This is a genomic window from Ekhidna sp., from assembly GCF_965227465.1.
Lineage (GTDB): Bacteria > Bacteroidota > Bacteroidia > Cytophagales > Cyclobacteriaceae > Ekhidna.
Map to the genome: position 1 here is coordinate 1,785,922 of NZ_OZ245746.1, position 24,944 is coordinate 1,810,865.

General features: G+C 38.1%; 17 protein-coding genes. 6 read left to right on the plus strand and 11 right to left on the minus strand.

Annotation, left to right across the window (positions count from 1 at the left end; translation table 11 throughout):
• Positions 1–55: 55 nt before the first annotated feature.
• Together ACO05G_RS07920 and ACO05G_RS07925 are read right to left on the minus strand one after the other, a co-directional pair.
• A complete protein-coding gene (locus ACO05G_RS07920) occupies positions 56–1,855 on the minus strand; it encodes a serine hydrolase (protein ID WP_421765471.1) in 1,800 nt (599 codons plus the stop codon).
• 30 nt (positions 1,856–1,885) lie between these two features.
• On the minus strand, positions 1,886–3,178 hold the full coding sequence (locus ACO05G_RS07925) for an alpha/beta hydrolase-fold protein (RefSeq protein WP_421765472.1): 1,293 nt from the start codon (positions 3,176–3,178) through the stop codon (positions 1,886–1,888).
• Between the two features lie 54 nt (positions 3,179–3,232).
• Between ACO05G_RS07925 and ACO05G_RS07930 the strand changes: the two genes are divergently transcribed.
• From ACO05G_RS07930 to ACO05G_RS07940, 3 genes are all read left to right on the plus strand, one after another.
• On the plus strand, positions 3,233–4,927 hold the full coding sequence (locus tag ACO05G_RS07930) for a histidine kinase (protein WP_421765473.1): 1,695 nt from the start codon (positions 3,233–3,235) through the stop codon (positions 4,925–4,927).
• 96 nt (positions 4,928–5,023) lie between these two features.
• Positions 5,024–5,722, plus strand: coding sequence for a LytR/AlgR family response regulator transcription factor (locus tag ACO05G_RS07935; RefSeq protein ID WP_421765474.1), 699 nt, complete (start codon positions 5,024–5,026; stop codon positions 5,720–5,722).
• A 54-nt stretch (positions 5,723–5,776) separates the two neighbouring features.
• Entirely contained in the window at positions 5,777–6,610 is an 834-nt protein-coding gene (locus tag ACO05G_RS07940; RefSeq protein WP_421765475.1) for a hypothetical protein, read from the plus strand.
• A 252-nt stretch (positions 6,611–6,862) separates the two neighbouring features.
• On the opposite strand, the gene ACO05G_RS07945 is transcribed toward ACO05G_RS07940, so the two are convergent.
• The 4 genes from ACO05G_RS07945 to ACO05G_RS07960 form a co-directional block, all read right to left on the minus strand.
• The gene (locus ACO05G_RS07945; protein WP_421765476.1) at positions 6,863–7,609 is read right to left on the minus strand and encodes an SOS response-associated peptidase; all 747 of its coding nucleotides are present in this window, start codon (positions 7,607–7,609) and stop codon (positions 6,863–6,865) included.
• Positions 7,610–7,983: 374 nt separating this feature from the next.
• Positions 7,984–9,633, minus strand: coding sequence for a RagB/SusD family nutrient uptake outer membrane protein (locus ACO05G_RS07950; protein ID WP_421765477.1), 1,650 nt, complete (start codon positions 9,631–9,633; stop codon positions 7,984–7,986).
• Positions 9,634–9,653: 20 nt separating this feature from the next.
• A complete protein-coding gene (locus tag ACO05G_RS07955; RefSeq protein ID WP_421765478.1) occupies positions 9,654–12,770 on the minus strand; it encodes a SusC/RagA family TonB-linked outer membrane protein in 3,117 nt (1,038 codons plus the stop codon).
• A gap of 428 nt (positions 12,771–13,198) precedes the next feature.
• Positions 13,199–13,903, minus strand: coding sequence for a DUF2490 domain-containing protein (locus ACO05G_RS07960; protein WP_421765479.1), 705 nt, complete (start codon positions 13,901–13,903; stop codon positions 13,199–13,201).
• 184 nt (positions 13,904–14,087) lie between these two features.
• Here ACO05G_RS07960 and ACO05G_RS07965 point away from each other — a divergent pair, with 184 nt between their 5' ends.
• Entirely contained in the window at positions 14,088–14,525 is a 438-nt protein-coding gene (locus ACO05G_RS07965; protein ID WP_421765480.1) for a tetratricopeptide repeat protein, read from the plus strand.
• A 116-nt stretch (positions 14,526–14,641) separates the two neighbouring features.
• On the opposite strand, the gene ACO05G_RS07970 is transcribed toward ACO05G_RS07965, so the two are convergent.
• The 3 genes from ACO05G_RS07970 to ACO05G_RS07980 are packed head-to-tail and all read right to left on the minus strand — an operon-like array spanning position 14,642 to position 16,969.
• The gene (locus tag ACO05G_RS07970) at positions 14,642–14,836 is read right to left on the minus strand and encodes a hypothetical protein (protein WP_421765481.1); all 195 of its coding nucleotides are present in this window, start codon (positions 14,834–14,836) and stop codon (positions 14,642–14,644) included.
• 4 nt (positions 14,837–14,840) lie between these two features.
• Positions 14,841–16,181 (minus strand): hypothetical protein, encoded by a 1,341-nt coding sequence (locus tag ACO05G_RS07975; protein ID WP_421765482.1) that lies wholly within the window; start codon positions 16,179–16,181, stop codon positions 14,841–14,843.
• Positions 16,178–16,969 (minus strand): hypothetical protein, encoded by a 792-nt coding sequence (locus tag ACO05G_RS07980; protein ID WP_421765483.1) that lies wholly within the window; start codon positions 16,967–16,969, stop codon positions 16,178–16,180. The genes ACO05G_RS07975 and ACO05G_RS07980 overlap by 4 nt, the downstream gene beginning before the upstream one ends.
• 317 nt (positions 16,970–17,286) lie before the next feature.
• Between ACO05G_RS07980 and ACO05G_RS07985 the strand changes: the two genes are divergently transcribed.
• Positions 17,287–18,162 carry a hypothetical protein gene (locus tag ACO05G_RS07985; protein ID WP_421765484.1) on the plus strand — a complete coding sequence of 292 codons (876 nt, stop codon included), beginning with the start codon at positions 17,287–17,289 and terminating at the stop codon, positions 18,160–18,162.
• Positions 18,163–18,597: a hypothetical protein gene (locus ACO05G_RS07990; RefSeq protein WP_421765485.1), complete on the plus strand. Its 435-nt coding sequence runs from the start codon at positions 18,163–18,165 to the stop codon at positions 18,595–18,597.
• Here the strand turns inward: ACO05G_RS07990 and ACO05G_RS07995 are convergent.
• Both ACO05G_RS07995 and ACO05G_RS08000 read right to left on the minus strand, forming a co-directional pair.
• Entirely contained in the window at positions 18,564–24,122 is a 5,559-nt protein-coding gene (locus ACO05G_RS07995) for a CHAT domain-containing protein (RefSeq protein ID WP_421765486.1), read from the minus strand. The genes ACO05G_RS07990 and ACO05G_RS07995 overlap by 34 nt on opposite strands.
• Before the next feature lie 127 nt (positions 24,123–24,249).
• On the minus strand, positions 24,250–24,891 hold the full coding sequence (locus tag ACO05G_RS08000) for a hypothetical protein (protein WP_421765487.1): 642 nt from the start codon (positions 24,889–24,891) through the stop codon (positions 24,250–24,252).
• Positions 24,892–24,944: the final 53 nt, after the last annotated feature.

Sequence of the window (24,944 nt, forward strand, 5' to 3'; positions counted from 1 at the left end):
GTTCTTTTCTTTGGTCATCCCCTGCTCAAAAAGTAACATTGGATGAAAGGTCGTTTCATTCGCTTTTTTGCAATTCGGTGAGGTGATGCCTCGCACCATTGTTTTGAGGATTCAGCTGAAGTGATTTAGTGTAGTTTGCAATGGCCAGATCAGTCTTTCCGGCTTTCATACAGGCTTCTGCATAACTATCATATACCTTGTAGCTATCGGGATAGAGCGCCATATTCACTTTGAACGTGTTTAGTGATAATGTCATTCTATCCGAATGGTAAAAGTCAAAACCAACATCATTTATATAGTATTCAGAAGCCATCGGATGAGTAGGATCAAGCTCCTTCAAATTCTTAAAGGCTGTAAGCGCATTTTCAAAATCACCTTCAAGAAGAAATTCCACCGGACTCTTTTGATCATTGCCGACTTTAGCTAAGGATGAAATCATTGTCCCATCGTTTCGATTCAGATACTGTAAACTGATTGCTCCATTTTCAGCATCGGGTTTAAACTGAATAAATCGACTGGAATTTCTCCGAACGAAAAGGCTATCTGATACTTTAATGAGCTCCACTCCCTCTTCACTAAGTATGTTTTTGTAAAACAACTGATTGTCCTTTTGATAGACTTCCACAATCACCTCGTCGGATTGGTACCTCCCGGTAATTTCATCGGCATGCGACTGTTCAATTTCCATCTTTTGGTGTACCGGAACATAATTACTCCAATCATACACCAGGGCTACAGCGCGCATCACTTCAGCATTAAATGCGGGAAAAGTGGAGTTTGTAAGCACCACCACGCCATAGCCTTTGTCTCTATGGGCCGCTATCTCAGCATAAAAACCTCTATTCCATCCATGATGCCTGAAGTAGATTTCACCGTTTCTATTTAAAAGCTGAAAGCCTAACCCGAGCGTAAATGACCACCCGGAATCATTCACTCCATAGGGTTTACCCATTGATGCCGTCAGCTTTTTTGATTGCTGTACGTGGGCGATAAATTTTGCATAGTCCCCGGCAGTGGTCCATAATCCATTTGAAGCCATGGCAGGATAGATATGTCTTCCGCCTTTTACAATAGAACCATCTTGTAAATAACCTGTAGCTACCTTCTCCAATTGCTCTGCCGTAAGCGTTTGATTAAACGTGCTGCTGTTCATTTCTAAAGGTTGCAAAACGTGTTCTTGCATAATTTCCGGGAAAGTTTTTCCCGCTACGTCCTTCATCATTTGCTGAATGGGTACATAACTAGCGTATGCAAAACGAACACTTTCGCCAGGCTCTTTATTTACAGTAATGGGCTCGTTTGACGCTGGAGGAGTCCCGTTCAGAATCTCTACAAGGGATGGAGTTATTGCATCAGTGGTATATGACCCTGTTCCACGCGGATGTATTCCAGCAGAGTGATTTAAAAGATTTCGAATGGTCACTTTCTCTTCTTTGGTAAATTCAATTTCCGGGAATTTCCAGGACGTTAAGTAACTATTAATGTTTTCATCTAGGTCTAAATCATTTTCTTTTGCAAGCCTCAATGCGCCGTAGGCTGTTACCGGCATGCTGGTTGCTGCTGCCTGAAAAAGTGTTTGTGTGGTTACCGGAGTTCGACTTTCCAGATCCATCACACCGTAGGCTTCTGTCCACGCGACTTCATAGTTATCTATCACTGCGATACTCACGCCTGGAATTCCGTAGTGCTCCATGCGTTCTTCTATAGACCATGTGGAGTCACCTTCTATGTGAACCCAAGTTGTGAGACCTGTTTCCACACTTTTTATTCGTTCTGCTGTAGCATTTTCATTCGATTTTTCTGTACAGGATTGGAAAAGAATGAGGAAGAAGAATATCGATATACTGTTTTTCATTAGTTATTATTTGATTAGTAAAGCCAGATTTTATTGCTCGAGTCTTTGTAGCCACCTTTTAGCAAGTGAATAATCAGGGTCTATGGTCAGTGCTTTTTCAAACATGACCTTAGCACTGTCAAGCTGGCCTTGAGCTCTGCGTAAAAGCCCCATGCCGAGATAAGATTCCTTTCCTTCAGGATATACCTCTAAGGCATATTGAAAGATTTCCTCTGCGGCTATTAGATTCTTGCTTCTTATCGTGTGAAAACCAAGGTCAAATAGGAACGAGATAGGTGGCTGAATTTTATACCCGTATCGTTCTGATAGTGCATCGAAATGCTGTGTTACTTTATCCAGCGATTCCAACTTTTCGCGTGGATTGAAAGGTTTGAAATCAGGATATAACATCAGAAGAAACTGTGTGAAATCCATCGCTGGTACATGACCCTGGTTTACCAATTCATCCACTGTATAGATAAGATGCTCCGGTTTATGATCTGTTAAAACACGAATGAATTCAGACACGTGATTTGTTAATCCTTCATTGTCGCTGTAAATGATGTGTAGAAATCTGTTTTCCGTAAGTGTTTGTAATGGACCTGATTTTATCTTTTGTTGAAGCGCTGACGGTATGTTACTAAGGGACGGACTGCTTGCGAAATAGCCATTAAACAGAAGCGGGTGGTTGAGCAGTGTGTAAATAGTGAAAAAACCACTGTTAGAGCCTCCAAAAAGCACCCGAAATGGAGCCGTCCGATAGGTTTTATCCACATACGGTATCAGCTCTGTCTCAAAGAAGTTGATATAACCATCCGGGATGGTTGTGTCTTGATCCCTTGTTGGTAACAACATACGATTTCCTTCGGGTAAGTCTATGCCAATGAGGATCATCTCAGGAATTTGTTCCTCGCCCATGTAGTCTAATGTAGAAGCCAACATAGCGAACCTGGCGCGATAATCTGAACCCAACATATACAGAACGGGATAGGTCTTTTTGGAACCATCATAGTTGGCTGGTAAATGGATGGATAGTGGAATTGTTTTGTCCAACACTTTCGAATGAAGTGTAGCTATTTGGCCTAACGTAACCGCTGGTTCACCAGGGTCGCTTTCTGCCTTTTCTTGAGCATAGACCATTTGCATTGTTATCAAACTCGCTGCTAGTAGCATTATTGCGATCTTAACTCCTCGATAATGGTTGTTCACTTCCTCGAGGCGTTTAGCTAAAGTGCTGTTCATAGTGTTGGTTTTTTTGATGGTTGTACTCCAAACTTCTAGGGTAAGTTGTGATTCACCACCGCTTAACTTGCCAACTGCTCTATGTCTGAATGAACTGCTCATTTCCCACCTTCAAAACCATTTTTATACAGTTAATTTACGTGTCTAAACCACGCTATGAAATTGAATTTGAGATCTCTCTCATCCTTACTATTGATAGGCATTTTAATGCTGTCCACTTCCTGTGGGCAAACGCCTGAAGTTTTCAAGGAACAACGTACGGTATTTCAGATTGGTGATAACCCAACGTGGGCGAAGAAGGTCTTTAATGATAGCAATTGGGAAAGAAGGATAAAACGCATTCCGGAGGGGCAGATTTTCTGGTCCCGAACCCGGATTGATATTTTGAAATCTCCAGAGGAACTCAGACCCTACGGCCTTCAAATAGATGCCTATGGAGAATACGAGATCTTTTGGGATGGGGTGTTGATTGGGAAAAATGGGAACCCTGGACAAGAAGCCGAGCTTCCTCCTGAGGGTGAGTTATGGGTTACCTATAGTATACCTACGCATCTAGCTACGGAAGGTGAACATGTGATGGCTTTGCGATTGAGTAATTACTATTTTCCTGATCATGTAGGATTATATGAATTGGAGATCGCTGATTATGAGGATCTGTTTACCGATATGCTCATTAAAACTTCTTACATGCATGTCTTTGCTGGAACATTTCTTATCGTATCCATCTATTTTCTCTTTCTCTTTCTAAATAACAAAAAAGAATATCCTACACTTATTTTTAGTGTTTGCTGCTTTTTCATTTTTGCTTTAGTAATAACCGTATTTAGTCAAGATTATATCTCCATACATTACCGTGTCCACGTCATTAGATTGCATATTATTAACTCGTTTTTGTTGGGTATTTCGTTTTTGATTCCCTACTACTTCTCCATACAATTCCCCTATTCCAGACGAAGATTGTCATTAATTGTATACGCGGTAGTACTCATTTTCTTATGGATTATAAGTGATCATGCATTTAATTATAAAACCATAGGCATGGTACTGAGTATGTGGATTTTCTCCTTTGGCATAGTAGCATACGGTGCTTATAAAAATGCAAGGGGAGCACGTCTTGTTCTAGTGACTTTACTTTTGTCAGTTGTGGTGTTTCTTGCCTCTGGATTTGTCATTAGTATGTACACTGGGTTGGGACTCATTCTTCTAGGTATGTTGTATCTATTAGCCCTTAACATCAAAGACCAGCGATTGGCCTATGAAAACACATTAGTTCAATCCACACGCCTACGATTGGAACTCTTAAAGAAGAACATTCAGCCTCATTTCCTGATGAATACCCTCACTTCTCTGATAGATTGGGTGGAAGAATCTCCAAAAAAAGGTGTTCAATTCATTGAAGCATTAGCTAAAGAGTTTGACCTTTTCAATAAGATTGAAAAAGAAACCTTGATCCCTATTTCTCAAGAAATAGCCCTTTGTCGTACACATCTGGAGATCATGGAATATCGAAAGGAAATAGACTATTCGCTGGAAGAAGAAGGGATTGATCCGGAGGAAAAAATACCACCTGCTGTTCTTCATACACTTTTAGAAAACGGAATTACGCACAGCCTTCCTTTGGAAGACAACAGCATCCAATTTAAACTGATTTTTGAATCGACCCGAGAGTACAAGCGTTACACCTTTCTAACATTTGCTGCTCGTATTGAGCAAGGAAAAAACACCAGAGAGGAAGGTACTGGCCTGAAATACATCAAGGCTCGGTTGACTGAAAGCTATGGTACTAAATGGGATCTTACGTCGGAGCAAGCAGATCACGGTTGGAGAAACATGCTAAAAATATATTATTAAAGCTACTTTGTCATGTGTCGAAATCATTATAATCACATTTCGATAAACTCAATGTGACGTACCTAATTTTAACATGATAAAGTAGCGCTAAAGAGAATGAACATTTTAATCGTTGAAGATGAATCTAGAATTGCCAAGCGCATAGAGCGAATGACGCGTGATCTTTTTGGTAATTCGCTACAATCTCTCACCCACATTAATACACTCAATGAGGCATTGGCGTTCATTGAAAACAACACCCTAGATCTTGTTTTGCTTGATCTGAATCTCAACGGAGGCGATGGTTTTGACCTGCTCAGCACGGCGGTTGCTGAATCATTTCACACCATTATCATTTCTGCCAACAAAGACCAGGCACTGGCTGCTTTTGAATATGGCGTTTTAGATTTTGTGCCAAAGCCTTTCAATCAAGACCGGTTGGAACAGGCTTTTAATCGTGTGTTTACCAAAGAAAAATCAGAAAACGATCAGGCGAAGCTTTTGGCTATTAAGAAAAGAGGCAGAATACAGCTTATACCTATTGCAGATCTACGCTATGTAAAAGGAGCCGGTTCTTATACCGAGCTCTACCTGACTGACGGGACAACAGAGCTACATGACAAGTCACTGGAAAAGCTGGAGCTGCTATTGTCACATACATTCGAACGCATCCACAAATCATATTTGGTAAAGAATGATGAGATAAAAGAAATTAAGGTGTCATCCGGAAGCAAGTATACAGTTGTACTAAAAAGTGGTGATCTTCTCCCTATTGGAAGAACTAAGTACAAAGACTTGAAGGCGAAGTGGGTTTGAATACTTTGATGGTACTATTTGGGTATACTTCCATAATTGTCCTAGATTAACTTAATGTCTAGTTCGTTAATCTCTGAAACAGCTCTGAGCCATTGGATTGAGAACTTTTATGGCTATGGATCCTGGGAAGCACCCTTATGGTTTATCAACCATGAAGAGCCCAGCGGTGATATGCCAGAAGAAGTTGCCGACAAACTAACTTATTTCAGGGAGGCTCAAACTGAAGAAAACAGTCCGACGCTATGTGATCTAAGGGCACTCTACAAACAAGTACGATTTATCCCACAGCGCTCCAGAGCTGATACTTTCGCCAACTTATATGATTATCGATTTGGCCCCAATGCCGTCCAGCGAGGGGAATGGAAAGGTATCATCTCCCTGGTACATGGATACACTAATCAACCAATTAGCGATGCTGAGACTTGCTTGGAGTATCAGCGCTATTCGTTAGCTACTGGTGCGAATAATGAGGCTTTGCTCCGATTATACCCCTTACCTGCCCATAGTCATGCCTGGTACTATAGCTGGCTGAATTTGAAGGGTATGGATTTCCTTAAAAGTCGTACAGCATACCAGGAGCATGTCTACGAGGTTCGTATGCAGGCAATTCTTGAACAGATTCGCATCTCTAATCCGAAACTGGTGGTAATGCATGATATGAAAAGTATAAATACACTAAAAGAGTCCGTTCAAGCTAATTTTCCACGGGTTAAATTCACAACAGTAAAAGCCATTCCTCGCAAAATACCCCAACATCATATTACCAGGTTGCCGGAAATAGAGACAACTATTGTAATCACCACCCAAAGCACCGGCTTGAGGCATAATCGTCCGGAAACCGGCTTTGATTGGGGGGCTTTTGGTAGAGAGTTGAGCGTAGAATGCTAATCATTTCTCTCAAACGTGTCTTCGCCATTCTAATTTTTTTAAATCACTCTTCGAATAGTTGATTATGCTTTCACGCTCGCTTGCTGAAAGGTCCCAATCACTTTCAACTAAGGAAAGTGTAGTCCTGTAATGTTTAATCTCCTTTTCTTTTTCACCTACGAGGACACTAAGACCGGTACGCGGAGTGATAACAATGGATATTATACGTGTATTACTAGTCCGGTAAGTTCGATATTCACTTGTCTTACTGAATTAGTCCAATTCCTTGTAGTGTCTTTTTTCGAGCAAGGACGGTACATTTCCTAAATAAAACCGGTGCAGCCTCTTGACTGTCTTGAGTGGCTGACATGGGTAATAGTCGAGCAGTCCGTCCGGGAATGGTTTGATTAAAGCTTTGGCTTCTTCTGAGCTTCCATGTAGCCAGATTTCATCGTCCTTTTTATCCACGATAAACATCATCCTTGACTCAGGTGTATAAGGTGTTTCGTTACGGATCCATGCCACCTCCTTATTTGCGGGCCCAGTGACCAACGTTACGGTGTTGGTTTCCACTTCGTCTATTGGGTCCGTAAATGTTTGCCATAATCCGGCAACCATAAAGGGTTCTTTGGTTTTCATCTGGACATAGTAAGGAAAGATCTGATCGTTCTTCTTATATTCTTCAAAAAAACCATCCAGCATCACTAGGCATCTTCTGGATTCTGCAGCGCCCCGATAAATACTTTTCTCTGTAAAAATTCTATCATCTCTCGCGTGAAGAGTCTTCATAGGCTTGCCGTTAATTTTCGGAGCAAACTCAAATGGCATAAATGGCCAATGCAAGAAATTGACATTTTCAGGATCTTCATTCAGTATAACCGGGAGATCTGGTTCATCCAAACCGGATACATGATAGAAAGGAATGCTTTCTTCTAGCGCCTCCTCCCACATTTCTGTGTCTCCATAGCGTTTTGCATACAGTCTGGCGTTTTTAGTAGAATGTGAAATGTCGTAGCTCATCGTGTGAAAATAGTTAGAAAATACGTATTAGCAATTACTTAGCGATTGTGCGACAAATACAGTCACACATTTGCCATTTCCTCGGTCCTTCTCCAGTCTCGATATATTGTTGGTAGTGAAACACAGTCTTATCAAAAAGATTCAGATTAATAGTCAGAGATCATGAAATAGACACAGTTTTTGATCAAAAAAACCATTAAAAGTTGTGGACATAAACCTAATTGGGCAATAGCTACCGACTTAGGAATTTGCCCTAACACGCGAGAGTTGCGGTAAGCTTTTGGAATCATCTCTACCAACACACATCCACAAAAAAAAGAGGCCGTCTCAATTACTAAATAGAGACGGCCTCTTTTAATTGGTAATGTGCTTATCTAATTCTGATCATCTCCCGACAAGCTCGGATTAGCATCGATCTCCGCTTGCGGAATCTTGAAAATCCAGTCATCATTGGTAGACGGGCTCGCTATTTGCCAAGCATCTTGATACAATACCTGAGAAGCACCTGAACCACCATTTGCAGCATGGTCCACACCTTCATCCCATCGTATCTTATCTGTATAGCCGAAACCTTCACCCCAAAGCTCTAAACGTCTTTGAAATTTGATTTCATCCATTAGTGCAGTTTGTGTACCAAACGCTGTAGCATCAAAAGCACTATCTCTAGCACCAGCTAATGCTTGTAATGCAGTTTGTGCCGGGCCAATATTCCCCTGCATCGCTTCTGCCTCAGCTTCAATGAGATACATCTCTGAGCTACGCATGTAGATCACATCATCAGGGTCAATAGACCCGGGATTCGCCTGCTTTAATTTAAAATGCTGATAAGGGTGCGTATTGTGTCCTGATACCATACCATATACAGCCTTAATACTATCTATTGCAGCATCAAATTCAGCTTCAGTGGTATATGATGGGTTGGTATTGTTAGCCCAACCTCCTTCACCATTGGCTGCTGACGTATTAGAGTTTGGTGCATTTGGAAGAAATACTCGACCCCTATAATCAGTAGAAGGTATGGCATCAACTAATCTTCGATCCGCAATTTTTGGGTTATTTCTTATCTGGCTACCGTTGAAGGTATTACTTGCCAAATAGAAATATGAACGAAAGAAAGTAGTTTCAGCGTCTATCACATTGCTTCCCCAAATAACCTCAGAAAGCGTATTACTATTGAACCCTGAAAGCCAGGCAGACTCGTCCATTAATGGGAATCCTTGTCTTGCAGCCACAGCTTCCGAAGCAGCAGTCGCCCAATCACCCGTAGATAATGCCATCCGTGCCTTCAAACCATGTGCAACATTTAAATTCAATTGAGATTTAGACTCTGCACCACCTCCGGTTCTTCCTGTACCTGATCCAAAAGCGGTAATAGCAGCATCCAAATCCAGCTCAATCTGATCATAAATTTCCTGAACTGTTGACCTTGGTTGGCTTGTAAATGGAGATTCCGTTGAAAATAACAATGGAACTCCGGGATCTGAAGCAGGATTACCAATCAAGTAACCCCGACCATAATGCTGAACCAACGACAAATAGGCATAAGCCCTATACGTATATGCCTGACCTAAAACCTCATTGAGTTCAGGTGTTTCAGTAAAGCTGCTCTCTGCTATACCATTTATCAGCAGGTTTGCATGTGCAATGATGTTATACCTATGATACCACAATAATTCGTTTGTCAACGAAGTGGGTATGGTATGATCATTCCACTGCATATTATCTCTCCATCCCAAATTATTGGCATTAGCAGAGTGTATAAGATACCCCACCAAATTATCTCCCATTGGTACCCAAAAGTGGTTATTTGCTCTAGCAGTATTACCGCCAGGAAATATTGTTTGAGATTGAGAATATAAGCCCCTATGGATACCATTGAGGACAAGTTGCATATTTTCAACGCTAGCTAAAGCATCATTTGCAGATATCGCATCCGTGGGTGTTCTTTCAAGAAAATCCTCTTGACATGATGTCAACACAAGGACAAAAAACACCAAAAAAGAAGTTTTTAATATATATGACATAATCAAATATTTTTAATGGATTAAAATGATAGGTTCAACCCGAGTGATACAATTCTTCCTGGAACAAAATCATCTCCAGGTGCCGTGCCTGCCAGATTATATTGAGGATCTAAGCCATCTCTTTTGCTACTAAGAAATAGGTTCTCTCCAATAACCGACACTCTCAGACTGTTTAGACCTATTTTGTCCAGCATAGCAGTACTAAAGTTGTAGCCTAAACTAGCATTTCGAATTGCCCAAAATGATGCATCCGTTAAGAATCTATCTGATTGTGTCTGAACTAAATCAGGGTTACCAACCTCTAACCTTGGCACATCTGTGACGTCACCCGTTTGCCTCCAGGCACTTAAGATGTCAGGATGCAACGCACGGCCATAATCACTACTAAGCATTAAGCCCGCATAAGCGTTATCCAGCACGCTTCCGCCTATTCCGTAAGTAACTAATAGGTTAAAATCAAAACCCTTATAGCTTAAACTGTTTGATACAGAACCTAAAAAGTCAGGAACGGCAGAGTCACCGGTGTATCCCCTTTGTGTAGTCGACCAATCAGTCGTCGTTAAATGATTTCCTTCCGAATCAAGAACAGGTACACTCTGGTTGTTTTCATCAAAATCATACTGGAAATACAATTGATCTCCAGTTTCCGGATCAACACCTGCGGTTCTATATAGAAAGAAATCAAATCTTGAACGACCTTCCGTCCATCTCTTGCTTCCGTTAATAAATGGAGCAGGCAAATTGGTAATCTCATTCTTAAAAGTAGAACCAAGCAAAGTCACGTCCCATTGCAAGTCTTGATTATTGATAATGTGCGTCGTTAAAGAAAGCTCAATACCCTGGTTATACATATCCCCTGCATTAACTGCAACTTCATTAATACCATTACTTGGTGCGATAGGAAGGAAGTATAACAAATCTGTTGAGTTTCTTCTGTAGAATTCGATGGAGCCCTCTAGAAAATTATCAAGCAAACCAAACTCCAACGCCAAATCATAGTTTGCAGAGGTTTCCCATTTTAAGGCTGAGTTACCAATAGCATCAATCAAAATAGCCGGGTTAGCTGCATTGGAAGTGATTCCAAATAATGCTTGTGATAAATACCAATCAGGGAATCCCAGGTTATCATTACCTACCTCACCATAAGAAGCTCTTAGTTTCAGTTGACTTATTGCTGAAATATTTTGAACAAAAGCCTCTTGATCTAGTAGCCAGGATGCACCGACCGAATAGAAAGTTCCCCATCGATTTTCTTTATCAAAAACCGAAGAACCGTCTCTTCTAACAGATGCACTTAAAAAATATTTATCATTAAAATCATAATTGGCTCTAAAGAAATAGCCTTCAAGTGCTCTTTCGAACGTTGCTCCTGTAAGACGGACAATGTTAGAAAAGTTGTCAAATTCATAAATTCCGCTTGCTGTTTGAATTGTCTTTAATCCACTTAGATCTGAAACCTTTCTTTCATAGCTCTCATGACCGGCTGTCAGGTCTATCGTATGTGAATCAAAATCCTTCTGAAAAGTTAAAACCTGGTTAAAGGTAGTAGCTGATTGACGTTCCCTTGTCTGGCTTAATCGCCCATCAGGTTGTGCATCACCTATCACAGGGTTTTCATACTCACTCTCAAAGAAATCACTGTAATCTCCACCATAAGTTACTCTCAAACTAAGACCTTCAATAATTTCCACATCTCCAAAAACTCTGAAGCCATAGGTATTATCGTCATCACCTTCGTTATTTAAAGTTAGCTCTTGGATGGCATGACGTCCCTGATTTCTAGGTCGTGAACCAATACCATATTCCGCAAATCCTTCACCGTTATCCCATACAGGATTACCTTCAGCATCTCTTACGATATTTCCGTCCCTGTCATTGACAAACACTGGATAAATGGAACCCATATTTTGAGAAAAACCAAAAGGATTAACAATACTGCCTGTGCCCGCAGAACTAGGTCCTCTGGTCTCAGTTAGGGAAAGGTTAGCACTACCTCCTATTTTAAGTCGTTCATTTACATCAAACTCACCATTAAGTCGTGAGGTTATTCGATCAAATCCAGAACGAATAACATAACTTTCATCTTGCAAGTATGATGTTGATAAGTACACAGAATGGTCATCACCACCGGCAGAAATATTTACATTATGATTAGTTCTCACTCCTGTTCTTTGCAATTGCTCAAACCAATCCAGGCTCTGGTAAACCACATCAGCATTGGGATTTAAGTTTCCGTCTACACCTACAATTTGATCGTCTGGCACATTAAATGGATTGTATCCTAACTGACTATAGATATTTGCAGACGCATAACTAGGGTCCCCAGCTGCGGCACTTGTATTTCTCAATGCTTCCCAATAAGTTTCATAATACTGTCCCGGCGTTACCTGATCATAAAAAGGAACTGCTCGCGATACCCAACCAATTTGAGATGAAGCATTAACGCGTAATTCACCTTTTTTTCCTTTCTTGGTCGTTATTATTACCACACCATTTGCTGCTCTCGAACCATAGAGGGAAGTTGATGCTGCATCTTTTAGAATAGTAAAGGATTCTATATCATCCTGATTTATTGTATTGATTGGTCCAGTAAATTGGATGCCATCAACAATAAATAAGGGTGCAGTAGAACCATTCAATGTTCCAACTCCTCTAATCACTATGCCTGGTGACTCACCAGGACCAGATGGAGATGTGAATTGTACGCCCGTAGCATTTCCTTCGATCGCTGAAAGTGGGTTAGTTACTTGTCGAGACGCAAGATCAGCAGCTCCAACTGTTTGAGCAGAACCGGTGAAGTTTCTTTGCGTCGAAGTACCGTAAGCAGTGACAACTACTTCCTGTAATTCCGTAACTCCACCCATGGTCACATCGATAGTGGTCCTGGTCCCAACGGCTATTTCCTGTGTTTCAAAACCAACATAAGAAAAAACGAGTGTTGTACCATCCTCAATAGCTAACCTAAAGTTACCATCCAAGTCTGTTTGAACACCGTTAGTCGTACCCTTTACGAGTACATTCACACCAGGAAGTCCTACACCGGAATCATCGGTGACTTTCCCTGATACAGTTCTTTGAGCCACGACAAAACATGAAGCAAAAAGAACCAAAAAACTAAGAAGTAGAATCCTCTTCATACGTTATTTTTTTGGGTTAATAATTGTTTACTGAATTAGAAGTTAGATGAAAAAATTCTACGAAACAACCTTCTGATTAGATCAATCACAGAAATAAGCTGATAAAACGCACTAGATAGTTTTGAATATCTTCACAAAAGAGTCGATGATAGTACCGAAAAAAAAACCGCTATCATTCCCTGGCATGAACTTTTACAAGAATTCAGAAATTCCTGTCAACATCTAATCATTTATACAGGATGAATATTGGACGGCATCAGGAATTGTAACTTTTGAGGATTGATAGGCTGGATGCAGGATAAGTGCGAATCGAAATTCAGGCGTTTGAAGATGGGGCTAGTTAAGAAATGAAGCGATTTTTTGTAAGGATATAAATAGTTCAAAATAGTCTGATTCCTTTCTTGAAGAACCATTAAACTAACTCCGTTTTACCAATTATGGCTCACTCCAACTCTGAGAATATGACTGTTTTTAATACCAGACTGTCCAGCAAGAGGTGCTGCTAGCCATAGATATCCTGTCTTGTAAGTAAAGCGGCCTTTCTTATACCTTATGCCCAGGTATATCCTATTTTGATCAAGGTGTTCTCCAATGATTTCCTTACCAAAATTGATCAAAAGTTCTTCATAGACATTTAGTGAGAAATTTTCATCTAAAGGATAAGCTACTTCTATTCGATAACCTGCCCTATAGTTAAAGTCATAACCGGAAAGAATTTGTTCCTGCTCAGTTTTGCGATTGTACCGTTGCTCAAATCGGAATTTATGTTTTAACTTAAATGCAGGAAAAGACTGATGCCACTGTAAAAATTGAAAAGGCCTGAACTCATAACGAAAGACTGCTTCATCGCTATTCGTAGAGATGTTATGCCAAAAAAAAGCGGTCCCAATGGTCGCATAAAATTGATTTCCTAGTTGATAGGTGATTCCGGGCCGAATAAGATGTTGACTGGTCGTTTCAAGAAAATCAATCCTCCGGTGTTGGACATCCAACATAGCTCCCCATTTCCCGGATCCAATCGAACCAGATCCTTTATACTGAAACCAGGTAAATGTTTTTGGGGATGTGTCCTGACCATAACCATTCAATGCTAACAGCAGGATTATTAGTCGGAAGATTTTTCTTAATCTCATCTACCATTATATTTTAAATGCCTTTTATGTCTACTCATATCTACAATAGTAGTCTTTTCGGTGTATGTATCGCATCATTGTTACAACTAGTCGAATTGTTTTTTTGTTGGCAGATTTAAATAAGTAAATTTCTAGTAGTTAGAATTTATCAATGATGAAAAATAGGAAAATAATTTTCCTTATCATGCTGCTAGCTACCTTTAGCTCTTTTTCACAAATCAAAAAGCGTCAAGCCATTCGAATCACGCTAGTAGGCGATCATTATTTTGCTGCTGAAGCATACAATCTCGCAATCAGATATTACCAGGTCGCCTTTACTGAATATCCTGAGTATGTGAAAGCTCAGTATCAGATGGCTCAATGCTATCGACTAACGCAGCAATATGATAGTGCAGAACATCATTACAATTTAATTATTACAAATGAGCAGGATTTTCGCTACCCCTTGTCTCGGTTTCATTTGGCTATGCTACAACTCGAAGATGGTAATCGAGAAGCTGCTTTAGAGAATTTTGAAGCATTTAGAAATTTGCTTGTTAAAAACGAGCAACATAATCTAAAAAAATTCAATAAGTATTATCTACAAGCAAAGGAAGAAATTGATAATATCAGATTAAAGTGACTATCTCCTAGATTAGATTACTATTCAAAATTTCAGATTCGAAAATTTTCTTGGTAACGTGGTTTACAGCTCAAGAATATTTTAACGCTTCTTCTTAGATAATTGGCATTAGAAATTCAACAATTATCACCTAGGATGAAATTCTCTTGAGCCAAAGGGGGTGTATTAAAGCCTGTATGAGGCGAACAATCAGGGTGATGTGTAACCCTGACTCGTACCAAATCTCCAATTACTTCAAACACATTGCCCTGCGAGCCTTGTGCTATTCCTAAAATTTCTCTTGCAAAAAGGACTGTATCACCTACTTCCATGTTATTATTGAAACTGTAAAATGTATGCTTTTGTAAGAATTTCTATCCTTCCTAAAATGGCCGCTCGATCAGCAGCTACTCCACCATTATTATTTAAATCTTCTTCGATATTTTGAAGATTTTTAATCAAGTTATTTAATGCAATTTCTCGTAGCTCCATTCTTCTTTCGAGTGCTGCTTTTTGGCCTTCATTTGTACTCGACACTTCTGCAGTGCTTAGATCAATATTAGGTGAAGACTCGAGATCTATACCAGCTACCGCGCCAGCTACCGAAAGAGCCATTCCTGTGGCCGCTCGGCTAATTTGTAGTTGACTCTGAATGAGGGCAGATGGATCATTATTAACCTGTTGAGGCCGGAAGCTTACAGGACTATCTCTTACCAGTACAACAGAACTATTACCTTCTGCCTCAAATTCTGTTGATGTAAACTCTCGTTTCCATGAATTCGGGTCATCCATTTTCATGGCAATGTTCTTCCAATCTACATGACCAAAATCCTGAAGTCTATCTAATTGATTAAACAGAAAATTTTTGTCTTGTATAAACTTTGCCAGATCATTGGTTCTTGACTCTAAAGTGAGTGTATTAGGAATCTCAGCAAATACCGATGAAAGTTTAGTAAAAGAGTCTTTAAATGAGGTTAGATTCTGACTCTCAAGAGATTCAAGCATTTCACTTAAAATTCTACTATCAACATTAAAATCCCTATTATTTAGCAATGTCGCTAAGTTACTTAACGCCAATTTTACTTCATTAAAAGTACTTTCTTGAATATTTTCATTCTTTAAGTTACTTAGGTCTTGAAGATCCTGGCTAAAGGAACCTCTAATAGATTCAATATAAACATGAGTAAAATCAGCAAGTTGTTCAATACTAGCTATCTGCTGATTGATCTTAGCAGGAAGCGTTAATTTAAGATTCTGATAAACTTGAAAATCTCCTTCGCTATTAATTAAATCTGTTAAAAGGCTTTTGATTGTATCAAACCCACTATCGATACTATTTTTCTGGTTTTTAACCTTATCCTCAAAATCAGATTTCAATCCATTTAGTGGTTCTGTAAAGGCCGGATCATAAGAACCGTCCATTGCTTCGGCAGCAAATTTGTAATAAGCTATGTAAGTTTTAAAAATTGCCTCGCTAAGCCTCAACTTATCGGTATAAACTTGCTCGGATACACTTTCCAACTCTATTACTTTTCCAATGATATTATCAATTTCATCATCATTTGATTGAACCTCAGGAAGATTTCCTGTAAAAATATCTACTGTTACAACTAATGTGCTCTTTGCACATGAACTAAGTAATATTATTATAAGAATAGCTAGAATATTATATTTCATTTTAAGCTTTCTATTAAAGTTTTCAAAGTAAGAACTTCACGAATTGCCTCATCTTGAGTTACTGCCCCAGCTCCTCTTTTAGCTAATGAATTTAGAGTTTGCAACTGAGAAACGAGAATTTTGTTATCAAACTCATTATCCACTTCATATTTCGCCTTCATTTTTATAATTGAATTTGCAAAATCAGTTTTCAGAAGATTCCCAATACGATTAATCTCCATGGTGGTCTTGTCACTTTCAGCGAAGCTGGATATTTTACCAACCACTTCATTTGGATTAGCAGATACAACTATTGCAAACTTTTCATTTGCATGGGCAATGGCAATAGATCTTTCAGGATTGTATTCAAGCTCAAACGCATTCTTCAAAGGCATAAATCCCAAGTTTGGATAGGCAAGTAATCTTCTTCGTGCATTAAGATACGTTTGCAGTTCTGAATCTGGCACTTCAATATCAGCTGCAGCATCAAGCCATTTTCTATTAAGCGCAACTATTGTTTCATTGTACTGATCAGTCAATACATTCTGAGTTTCAAGCACTTTTATTGTAGCATCTGATGATGTATTTCCAAACAACCTGTCAAGCGCTGATTCAGGATACCAGCCGGATTCATAATTGAGTTTAGAGAGTTTGCTATTGCTCTCAATATTTACCTTATAGTAATTGGTATTATTTGAACTTGGAACTCCATAATAAGAGATTGTCTTCACATATGTCTTTCCTGTTGAGCAGCTTGAAATCAAAAAAATTACAAGTGCGCAATAAAGAAGAATCTGTAGTGTTTTCATTCCTTTTAAAAGATTTAGATCTAATTTCTATAGAAATACTGCTATATCCTATACCCCTTTTAGGGTATTTTTCATAAAACGGTGGTATTATAAATAGAAGTTATTTAACAATCAATTTTTTGTAGACAAATTGATATTAGAATTATACCAAACACCCTGTACGGTGACTAATCATTGATCAAAATCTGAATAAAATCTAATAGTATTTCCAACCTTAATACTGTGAAAATGAAGCTGTTTGCCAGACTATAATCTTGATCTTAATTACGGATTATTCATTAACTTTATTTTAATATAAAATCCCAATCTACCGTTTGATGAAATATATCCTGGCTTTCATAACTTTCTTTTGCTCCCTATTAGCTCAGGGCCAAACCAACGAAGCTACCATCACCTTAAAATCTAATATCAATGATTGGCTAACTGCAAATGGACTACACTCGACTATTCATGCTGATGATATTTTTACAGATAATGAGAAAAGGAAAATCATTATCTACTTCGATCAATCGGTTGATTCAATTCCGGGTATTATCTGGCAGAAAATAAGTGGTGATTTTTCAAATTATGGAATACAAATTGAAGAGTATCTATTTAGAGGAATCCAAAACTTAAGTGGCTTTCAATCTGAGGATCAGTCCATTCAAATTTATCAGGAGTGCGATAATGGTACTCCTTGTTTTAACTTGGAAATTTTCTTTGAAAATGATTCCATCAAAACCATTGGGCCAACGGTAAGAGATTTTCATGAAATAGAACTGGATAATGATAAGCTTAAGTCTGGAATAAGATCCATTGTAGAAAAAAGTAGAGACGGAAACCTACTATCTAAAAGGGAGCTTTATGACATTATAGAAGATAGTGTTACGAGGTATTTCGAAAAGAAACACAAAGGGGCAAACGTTAAGAAGAAAAAATCCTATCCTTCGCTTATTTTGAAAGTGACAGAGTTAAAAGGTGAAGTAATTGACAAAGCTTTTTTCCCCCCTAGAGAGATCCTCGAAATTGAAATTGGAGTGAACGTAGAAGATAAAAATATGACTAAAGTATTTTGCGAAGTAAGAGGAAAGTATGGGTCTGCAATACTTTCACCCTCTGAAGATGGATACATAAGTATGTATAAGGGATACAAGGATTTGCTTATAGAATACAATCAGATATTTTTAGAGGATTTTATTTATGCACTTTTCTAGATGACCAGATATAAACTTCGATCTTTTTTTACCTACTTCATCATTATTTCAAAGATTTTGATCTTAATGATCTTATTTGCACATTGGCTTACCAGCGGACTTCATATTGATGAGATGAAATCGATCATTCAAATAATCATTCCGCTATTCGGATTGCACATTAGTACTATTATAAAAAAGGGACTTATAAACAAAGCGGATAACACAGAAGTCCTTTCCAGATCAGCAACGTTTCTTCATTTAATAATTCCGATTTCATATGTTCTATTATTGTTTGTTATTGTAAATCTGAGGCCTTTGGGAATTATATCTCCGGATAACTTTTCAGATCTGGAATCCCTCCTGGTTTTATGCGAAATGATCTTCGGAGTATATTTTGGGCAGATTATTATGAATGTATTTCATTCACCCACCAACAAGAAAGCCGACCAATAATAAGGGTTGCTAAATACCGGATGTTCCAACATATCAATTTTGGTTGACCAAAGGGCATCTGAATAATCGAGACTTCCATTTACATACAGGTTTTTATAGAACTCTTTCATAAAATATGCGGTCGCTTCGTCATCTACTTTCCATAGTGAAACCAGAACATTTTTCGCTCCGGCAACAAAAATGGAGCGAACCATCCCCAGGGTTCCTTCCCCATCGATATACTTACCAAGGTTAGATTCACAAGAGGAAAGAACGATCAACTCATTATTGATATCAAGGTCTTCGATTTCGCTTAAGAAAAGTTTATCATCAGCAGTGATAGTCTCGCCGCTTGCTGAGATGGTTATGTTTGACAATTCAGGTCGAGCGTTATCTATTGTCGAATGTGTTGCGAAATGAACGATTCTAAAATCGTTTAAGAAATCAGATGTAATTAAGTCTTTATTGCACTTATCATGTGTTACAATGAATGAATCACTGGAAGAAGAGGTAACCATTTTATGGATATCATTTACCTCCAGTTCTGAAAAAGGCAAGGCATTTTTATACCCTTTTATCTTCTTTTTGACTTTTGATAAGTCTACATTATCTGTATCAGTGTCATTTTTGGAGTCCATTACGTAACCCTCTTTACCTGAAAAGACCGGAGCAAATCCAAGAAATTCGTAATCGTAATTGTCTTTAATGTTTGTTTTACTATTGATGAATTGACTTATCGAGTACGAGTAGCTGATGTCGTACATCCTAAATAAAAAATTATAATTATAGTATTTTGATTTGCCTTTACTACCCTCCCGCTTTCTATCTCCAGGAGGTGCGAATGTAAATACCTCAAAAGGTACCTGATACAATTCCTTGTCAGGTATGATAATAAGTTTGTAAACACCCTCTAAAACGTCATAGTCTTGAGGAGAAAAGTAAAAAATTGGCTCAATCAATGCGTCCCACAGCAACAAAGATGCCTCATCAAATTTGTTTTTGGGAGCTAAGCTATTGCGGACGTTGCGAATGGCATCTTCAAAACCTTCTGGAATGAGAGGATCGTATAATAGAATAGTGTCCTTTGTTATAATGTAGATATAATAGGCATTCAGTGAATTGAAATAAGAAATGATTGCTTCATCATCCTCCAAATGATGTTGGATTTCCTCACTACTTGGGACCTTGGTTAGAAAAAGATTTTTATTCTCTCCGTAGAATTCAGCTTGTTTATTCACAATTGTGTCGAGCTGAACATTCAATTTAAATAATGCCTCTTCCTTCCTTTGCTCCTCAATATCACTTCTTTCGAGTGAAGATATTCTATTTCTTAATTTCCGCTCCTCAATTAATATCTCTTTGAAGTCATTTGACGTCTCTACATTTTTTTGAAGAATTTTTTTACTTAGTAGCAATCCTTTGACACTTTCAGCACTTTTTAAAGAAAGGTCAAAATACTTTCTTTCGTTGTTCGCCATCCAAGCCATTCCAAACCAGGAAGCCATCGTTCGTCTGCTGAATCTCGTATTTGATAAGAGTGTTAATTTATCTTGATCAAAACCGGGCCTGGCGACTGATTCAAGTATACTTAAATCCAGTATTTCTAAGACTTTTGCCATCTGATCAAGTAAATCCTTTGAGTTCTCGTCATTAAAAATGGCTTTCATTCCTTCCGGATTTAAATTTGTAAATACCTCTTCGTTTTGGTTATAAATCAACTGAAAATAGCATTGATTCAGTCCTGCAATTGCATCAATAGGGTGATCTTCATCAAATAGAATATCGGCTGGCAATGAATAAATAGTATTCACCTCAAAATTGGGATAATCTAGTTGCAAAGATTTCTGATAGTATCCTATGGCCTCAATAATAACTTCTGGACTCTTTTGAAGTGCCTTTAATTCATCTGCTGCAAGTACTCTTTCTGTGTCTGAATTGGTGAATCCCCTATTCATCATTAAATCTGCTATTCTCCAATATAATGTGGTCATTTTACTACTATCCTGAATTGAGTTAGCTGCGTCTTTTAGGTATTCTTCCGTTTCTTTTAACATGCTAATTGCTTCATCTACTTGATCATTTGTAACAAGAAGGTTGGCAATCATTAAATCTCTCGATACCCGTAAATCAGGACTTGTCTGACTTTTGTCAGAAGATAAACCTTGAATGATTTTGGAAATCATAGGTTTATATGGATTAGGAGCATTTCTGAATTTATAATTATTATCCAGGTTTATAAGATCGGGAACTATAAATTCCTCACGTACTCCTAAACTATCCCTTATTTTTAAGGACGTAACCAGATACCGCTCTGCTTTTTCCAAGTTTTCTAAATCAAATCCACCATAGTTCAAAATTGAACCACTTTGAGAATAAATATATGCTTTGTCCAGAAGGTTATTAGCAAGGTATTTATCGGCCGACTTGGTCGCTAAATCCACATAACTTTTAGTTAGTGTCCAATTCAATCGCTTCGAATAATTACTAGCGAGTTGGATATACAAATACGGAATCTGTGAATATGAAACTAAACTTTTTTTTTCGCTTAGATCAATTGCTTTTAGTGCATAAAAACTAGAAGAGTCTGATTCTTGCAGAATGTTATAGTTGATCGATAAATCCTTATAGACAAGGAATAATAGATCATAGCTATTATTTTCAGTAGCTTTCGCTTTCGCCCTTTTTAGGTACTCAATACATAATTTATTATCTCCTTTAGTTGCAAGAGAAGTAGCAATGTTGGAGTAAATTCTAGCCGCATTTTCAAAGCCAGATTTCTCAATTTGGTCAAAAACCAAATGAAATATTTTTTCTGTGACTTCACTATTAAGCTTATTGGCTTCAGTTGTCAAAATACCATAATAGGTCTCCAATTCAATTATTGATAATGCACTGTCATTATTCTGAATAAATGAGTAATTGTCCTCCAGTAGTTTGAATCCTTCAGCTTCTATACCTTTTTTAAATGCAAGTTGAGATCTCAGCCAATTAATAAACAAATAGTTTCCCTTTTGAGGTGAATCAATTTTTGAAAGAGTTAGTATATCCTTTTCTGCCTCTTGAAATAAATTAACATTAAGATATGATTTGGCTCTTAATTCCAAAAGCCTAAATTTCATTGAACCCATATCTTCTGGTAATCTATTTAATGCAATGCTGACATTCTCAATTGCCTCAATATCTTTACCAGTCGAACTTAGATAGTTAGACATTCTAAGTCTTAATTGAACCTCATCATAAAAGAAATCATTACTTTTTTGGGCATACTCTAATCCCTTTTTATAGTCTGAAAGTGTTGAATTATTTGACATGGATGTATAAGAGTCTCCTTTCATCATATATAAGCTTGCAATCAGGTTTGGAGCATTTTTTTCTGCAAGTTTTATCGCTTCTTCCAAGTAGGCTTTACTGATTTCATGAGCTCCGTTTTTGGTGTGAATCATCGCTAAACTACCCATAAGCTGAATCGACATTGGCATGTTTCCGATTTCTTTAGAGGTCTTAAGAGCATTTTGCAATACACTAATTGCCTTATCTCTCTCACCAATTCGATCATAAGCTTCGAAAGAAAGAAATCCATGCTGAATAATAACCATTGGTGCGGTTTTCAACTCACCAAATAACCGTGAACTCTCAATGCGATCGAGTATTCTTTTACAGCTGGAGAAATCCTGTCTGAAATTATAATGTCTCAACACTTCGTAGGCGCACATCAATTCAGCATAACTGCTGAGCTCGTACTTCATGAGATAATTATCTATTTCAGCAGCGATTTTTATGGTTTTAGAAGTCTGATTTTTGGTATAAAATAAAAGAAGCAAATCTTTAAGTGCTCCTACTTTGATCTCACCATCAAGCCCAGACGAAGAATCATAAAAATCAACTAGGGATCGAAGAAAATTTTCAGCTAAAAAGGCATCTTTTGCCTTTAGTAAAGTGTTTGTCATTTGGCCAAAAGGAACATAGGGAGAAGGGCTGGCATGCTCATCAAAATTCGCTATCCCCTGTTTCTCAAAGTCACTAGGATATGCTTTTATTGCCTCACGATAAAGTTCAAAACTCTTCGCTTTGTTTCCCATCATGTATTCAGTGAAACCTTCAAAAATTAAAACGTGTGAATTATAATCCTCATTTTGAACTTGATTTATAAATGCATTGGATTGAGACCATTCCCTCTGTCGAAGTTTCAAAAAAGCAAGAAATGATTTGTTCCTTGAAATGTTTTGTGAAGGGTTATATCCAGGTTGCCAGACACTATTTTGTTTTAAAATCTCAGCCTCATTTAAACTTAATTCAGCTGAATCCAAAACTCCCAGATTAGCATATATCCATCCAATCTCTGATTTCGAAAGAAAATATAAACCGTTCGTCTCCTTTTCCTTTTCTTCTAATAGGTCCTGTATCTGGAGGTGTAATTTTTTTGCTTCTAACAAATTTGTAACGCCTGGGAAATCTCCAGATAAAACCTGCGCAAGCCAATAAAGAAGATTTTCCTTTCTTAAGTCATCTGGAGGAATATCCAATGTAGAATAAATCTTCAGAGCCTTTAGATAGAAGAATTTTGCGGAATCTAATCGCTTCTTCTTTTCCCAATGATAGTGGCCTGAAAACTCATATGCATAGCCTCTTTCAAATATTGGTAGATCATTTGAAAGCTTCAAATACTTTGCAAAGGATTGCTTAGCTTCATTTAAGAGTCTATTGTTTTGCGCGTATATACCCTGCCAATAGTAGAGGTTGAAATTACTATCATTAAAAAGGTTATTCTCTTCAAGAATCTCATTAGCCTTTCTTTGATAGGATAAAGCATCGTAAAATCTGTTGGTTCGAAAGCTGATGAAAGCTTTTCTTGTATAAATATCTGAAAATTGAGGATTACCTGGTGGAAGTTCCATTTCAAAAACTTCCATTGCATTATCAATAAAAAATGAGGCAGAATCAAATCTACCTGTCATTACGTATCCTAGTGCTACGTTTTTTGCGGCTATCGCCCTTTCGAGACTTAAATCCGGATCTCTAAGTTTCCTACGAATCTCGTATGCTTTTTTAAAATACCACAACGCTTTTTGAGGTTGCCCTTTGTTTGCTTCAATTAAACCAAGTGAACCATATGATTTGCTTAAATCTAGCGGATAGTCTTGCTGATACTTTAACCGGACCAGCAAGACCGAATCATGAAGAGCCCGTGCCTTTGAAGTGTCTGAAGCTAAATAGTAATTCCCTTTTAGAAAATCAGAAAATGTAAGCTCAATGTCTAAGTCAAGAGTAGAAATTAAACAAAGGCTATCAATTTTTATCGCAATAATCAACATGCTATCTAGCTGATTATTGAATAAATAGGAGTTTCCAAGCTTGTATAGAGCCCGAAGTTGTGCTTTGCCTTCAGCGTATTTTAAGGATTCTTTATAATATTTTAAGGAGGATAGAGGATCTAGATAGGCTGAAGAATCTCCTTTCTTAATAAAACCTTCATAGCTATCCTGTGCATACACCACACCGATAGTCAATAGGAATAATGAAAATACAATCTTATTGATGATATTCACTTGAATAAAGCTAATGATTGGTGAAGTTATTTTCCAATACCTATTTTAAGGTATTTTCCAATTGACGGTAGTACTCAATGAAGAAATAATGGTACTACTCTAAGAACAGCTGAAAATCACTAAGCCTTTAAAACTTCAACACCCAAACACCCGATCCAAAGTTGCTAAAAGAAGGTAACGCACCTTGCGCTTGTTCCCACGTCTCATAATCAGCAACAGACACACCATGAAAAGGTAGTTCATTCGCATTGTGCTTTACCAATTTTACATTATTTCCTTCGGAGGCCAATTTGCTGGCATAATCTGATGCTAAATCATCATCAATACTACTGGAAACGATCACATAAAATCGATTAGTAGGTTCTGAAACTGTTTCTACAATGCCAGCAGCTCTCTTTGCTTCTAAAGCTGCTAATTCATCTAATTTTTCATTTACCAAAATCAGCTTGCTCTTAGGATAGTCCTGATTTGGAAATAGTGAAGACGCTCTACTGTAACTCGACTGTGCTAATTCCCATTCTTCTTGATCAAATGCGGCATCTGCCTCGTTAATTAATCGATCATATTCTGCTTCCCTCTTCGCAGCATCTTCCTTCCTTTTTTGTTCCGCCTGTTCTAGAGCAACTTGCTCCAGGCGTGCTTGCTCTTTTGCATCTTGTTCTGGTTTATAGCTCAACCAATACCACGCCCCTATTGCTCCGCCAAGTACAACAATGGTTGCTATGATAATGAGTAAAATTCTTCCGCCGCTGTTCGAGTGTTCATTCATGCGCTTAATGATTGTTTAGATTAAAGGTAACTAAATACTGCTTTTTATATATT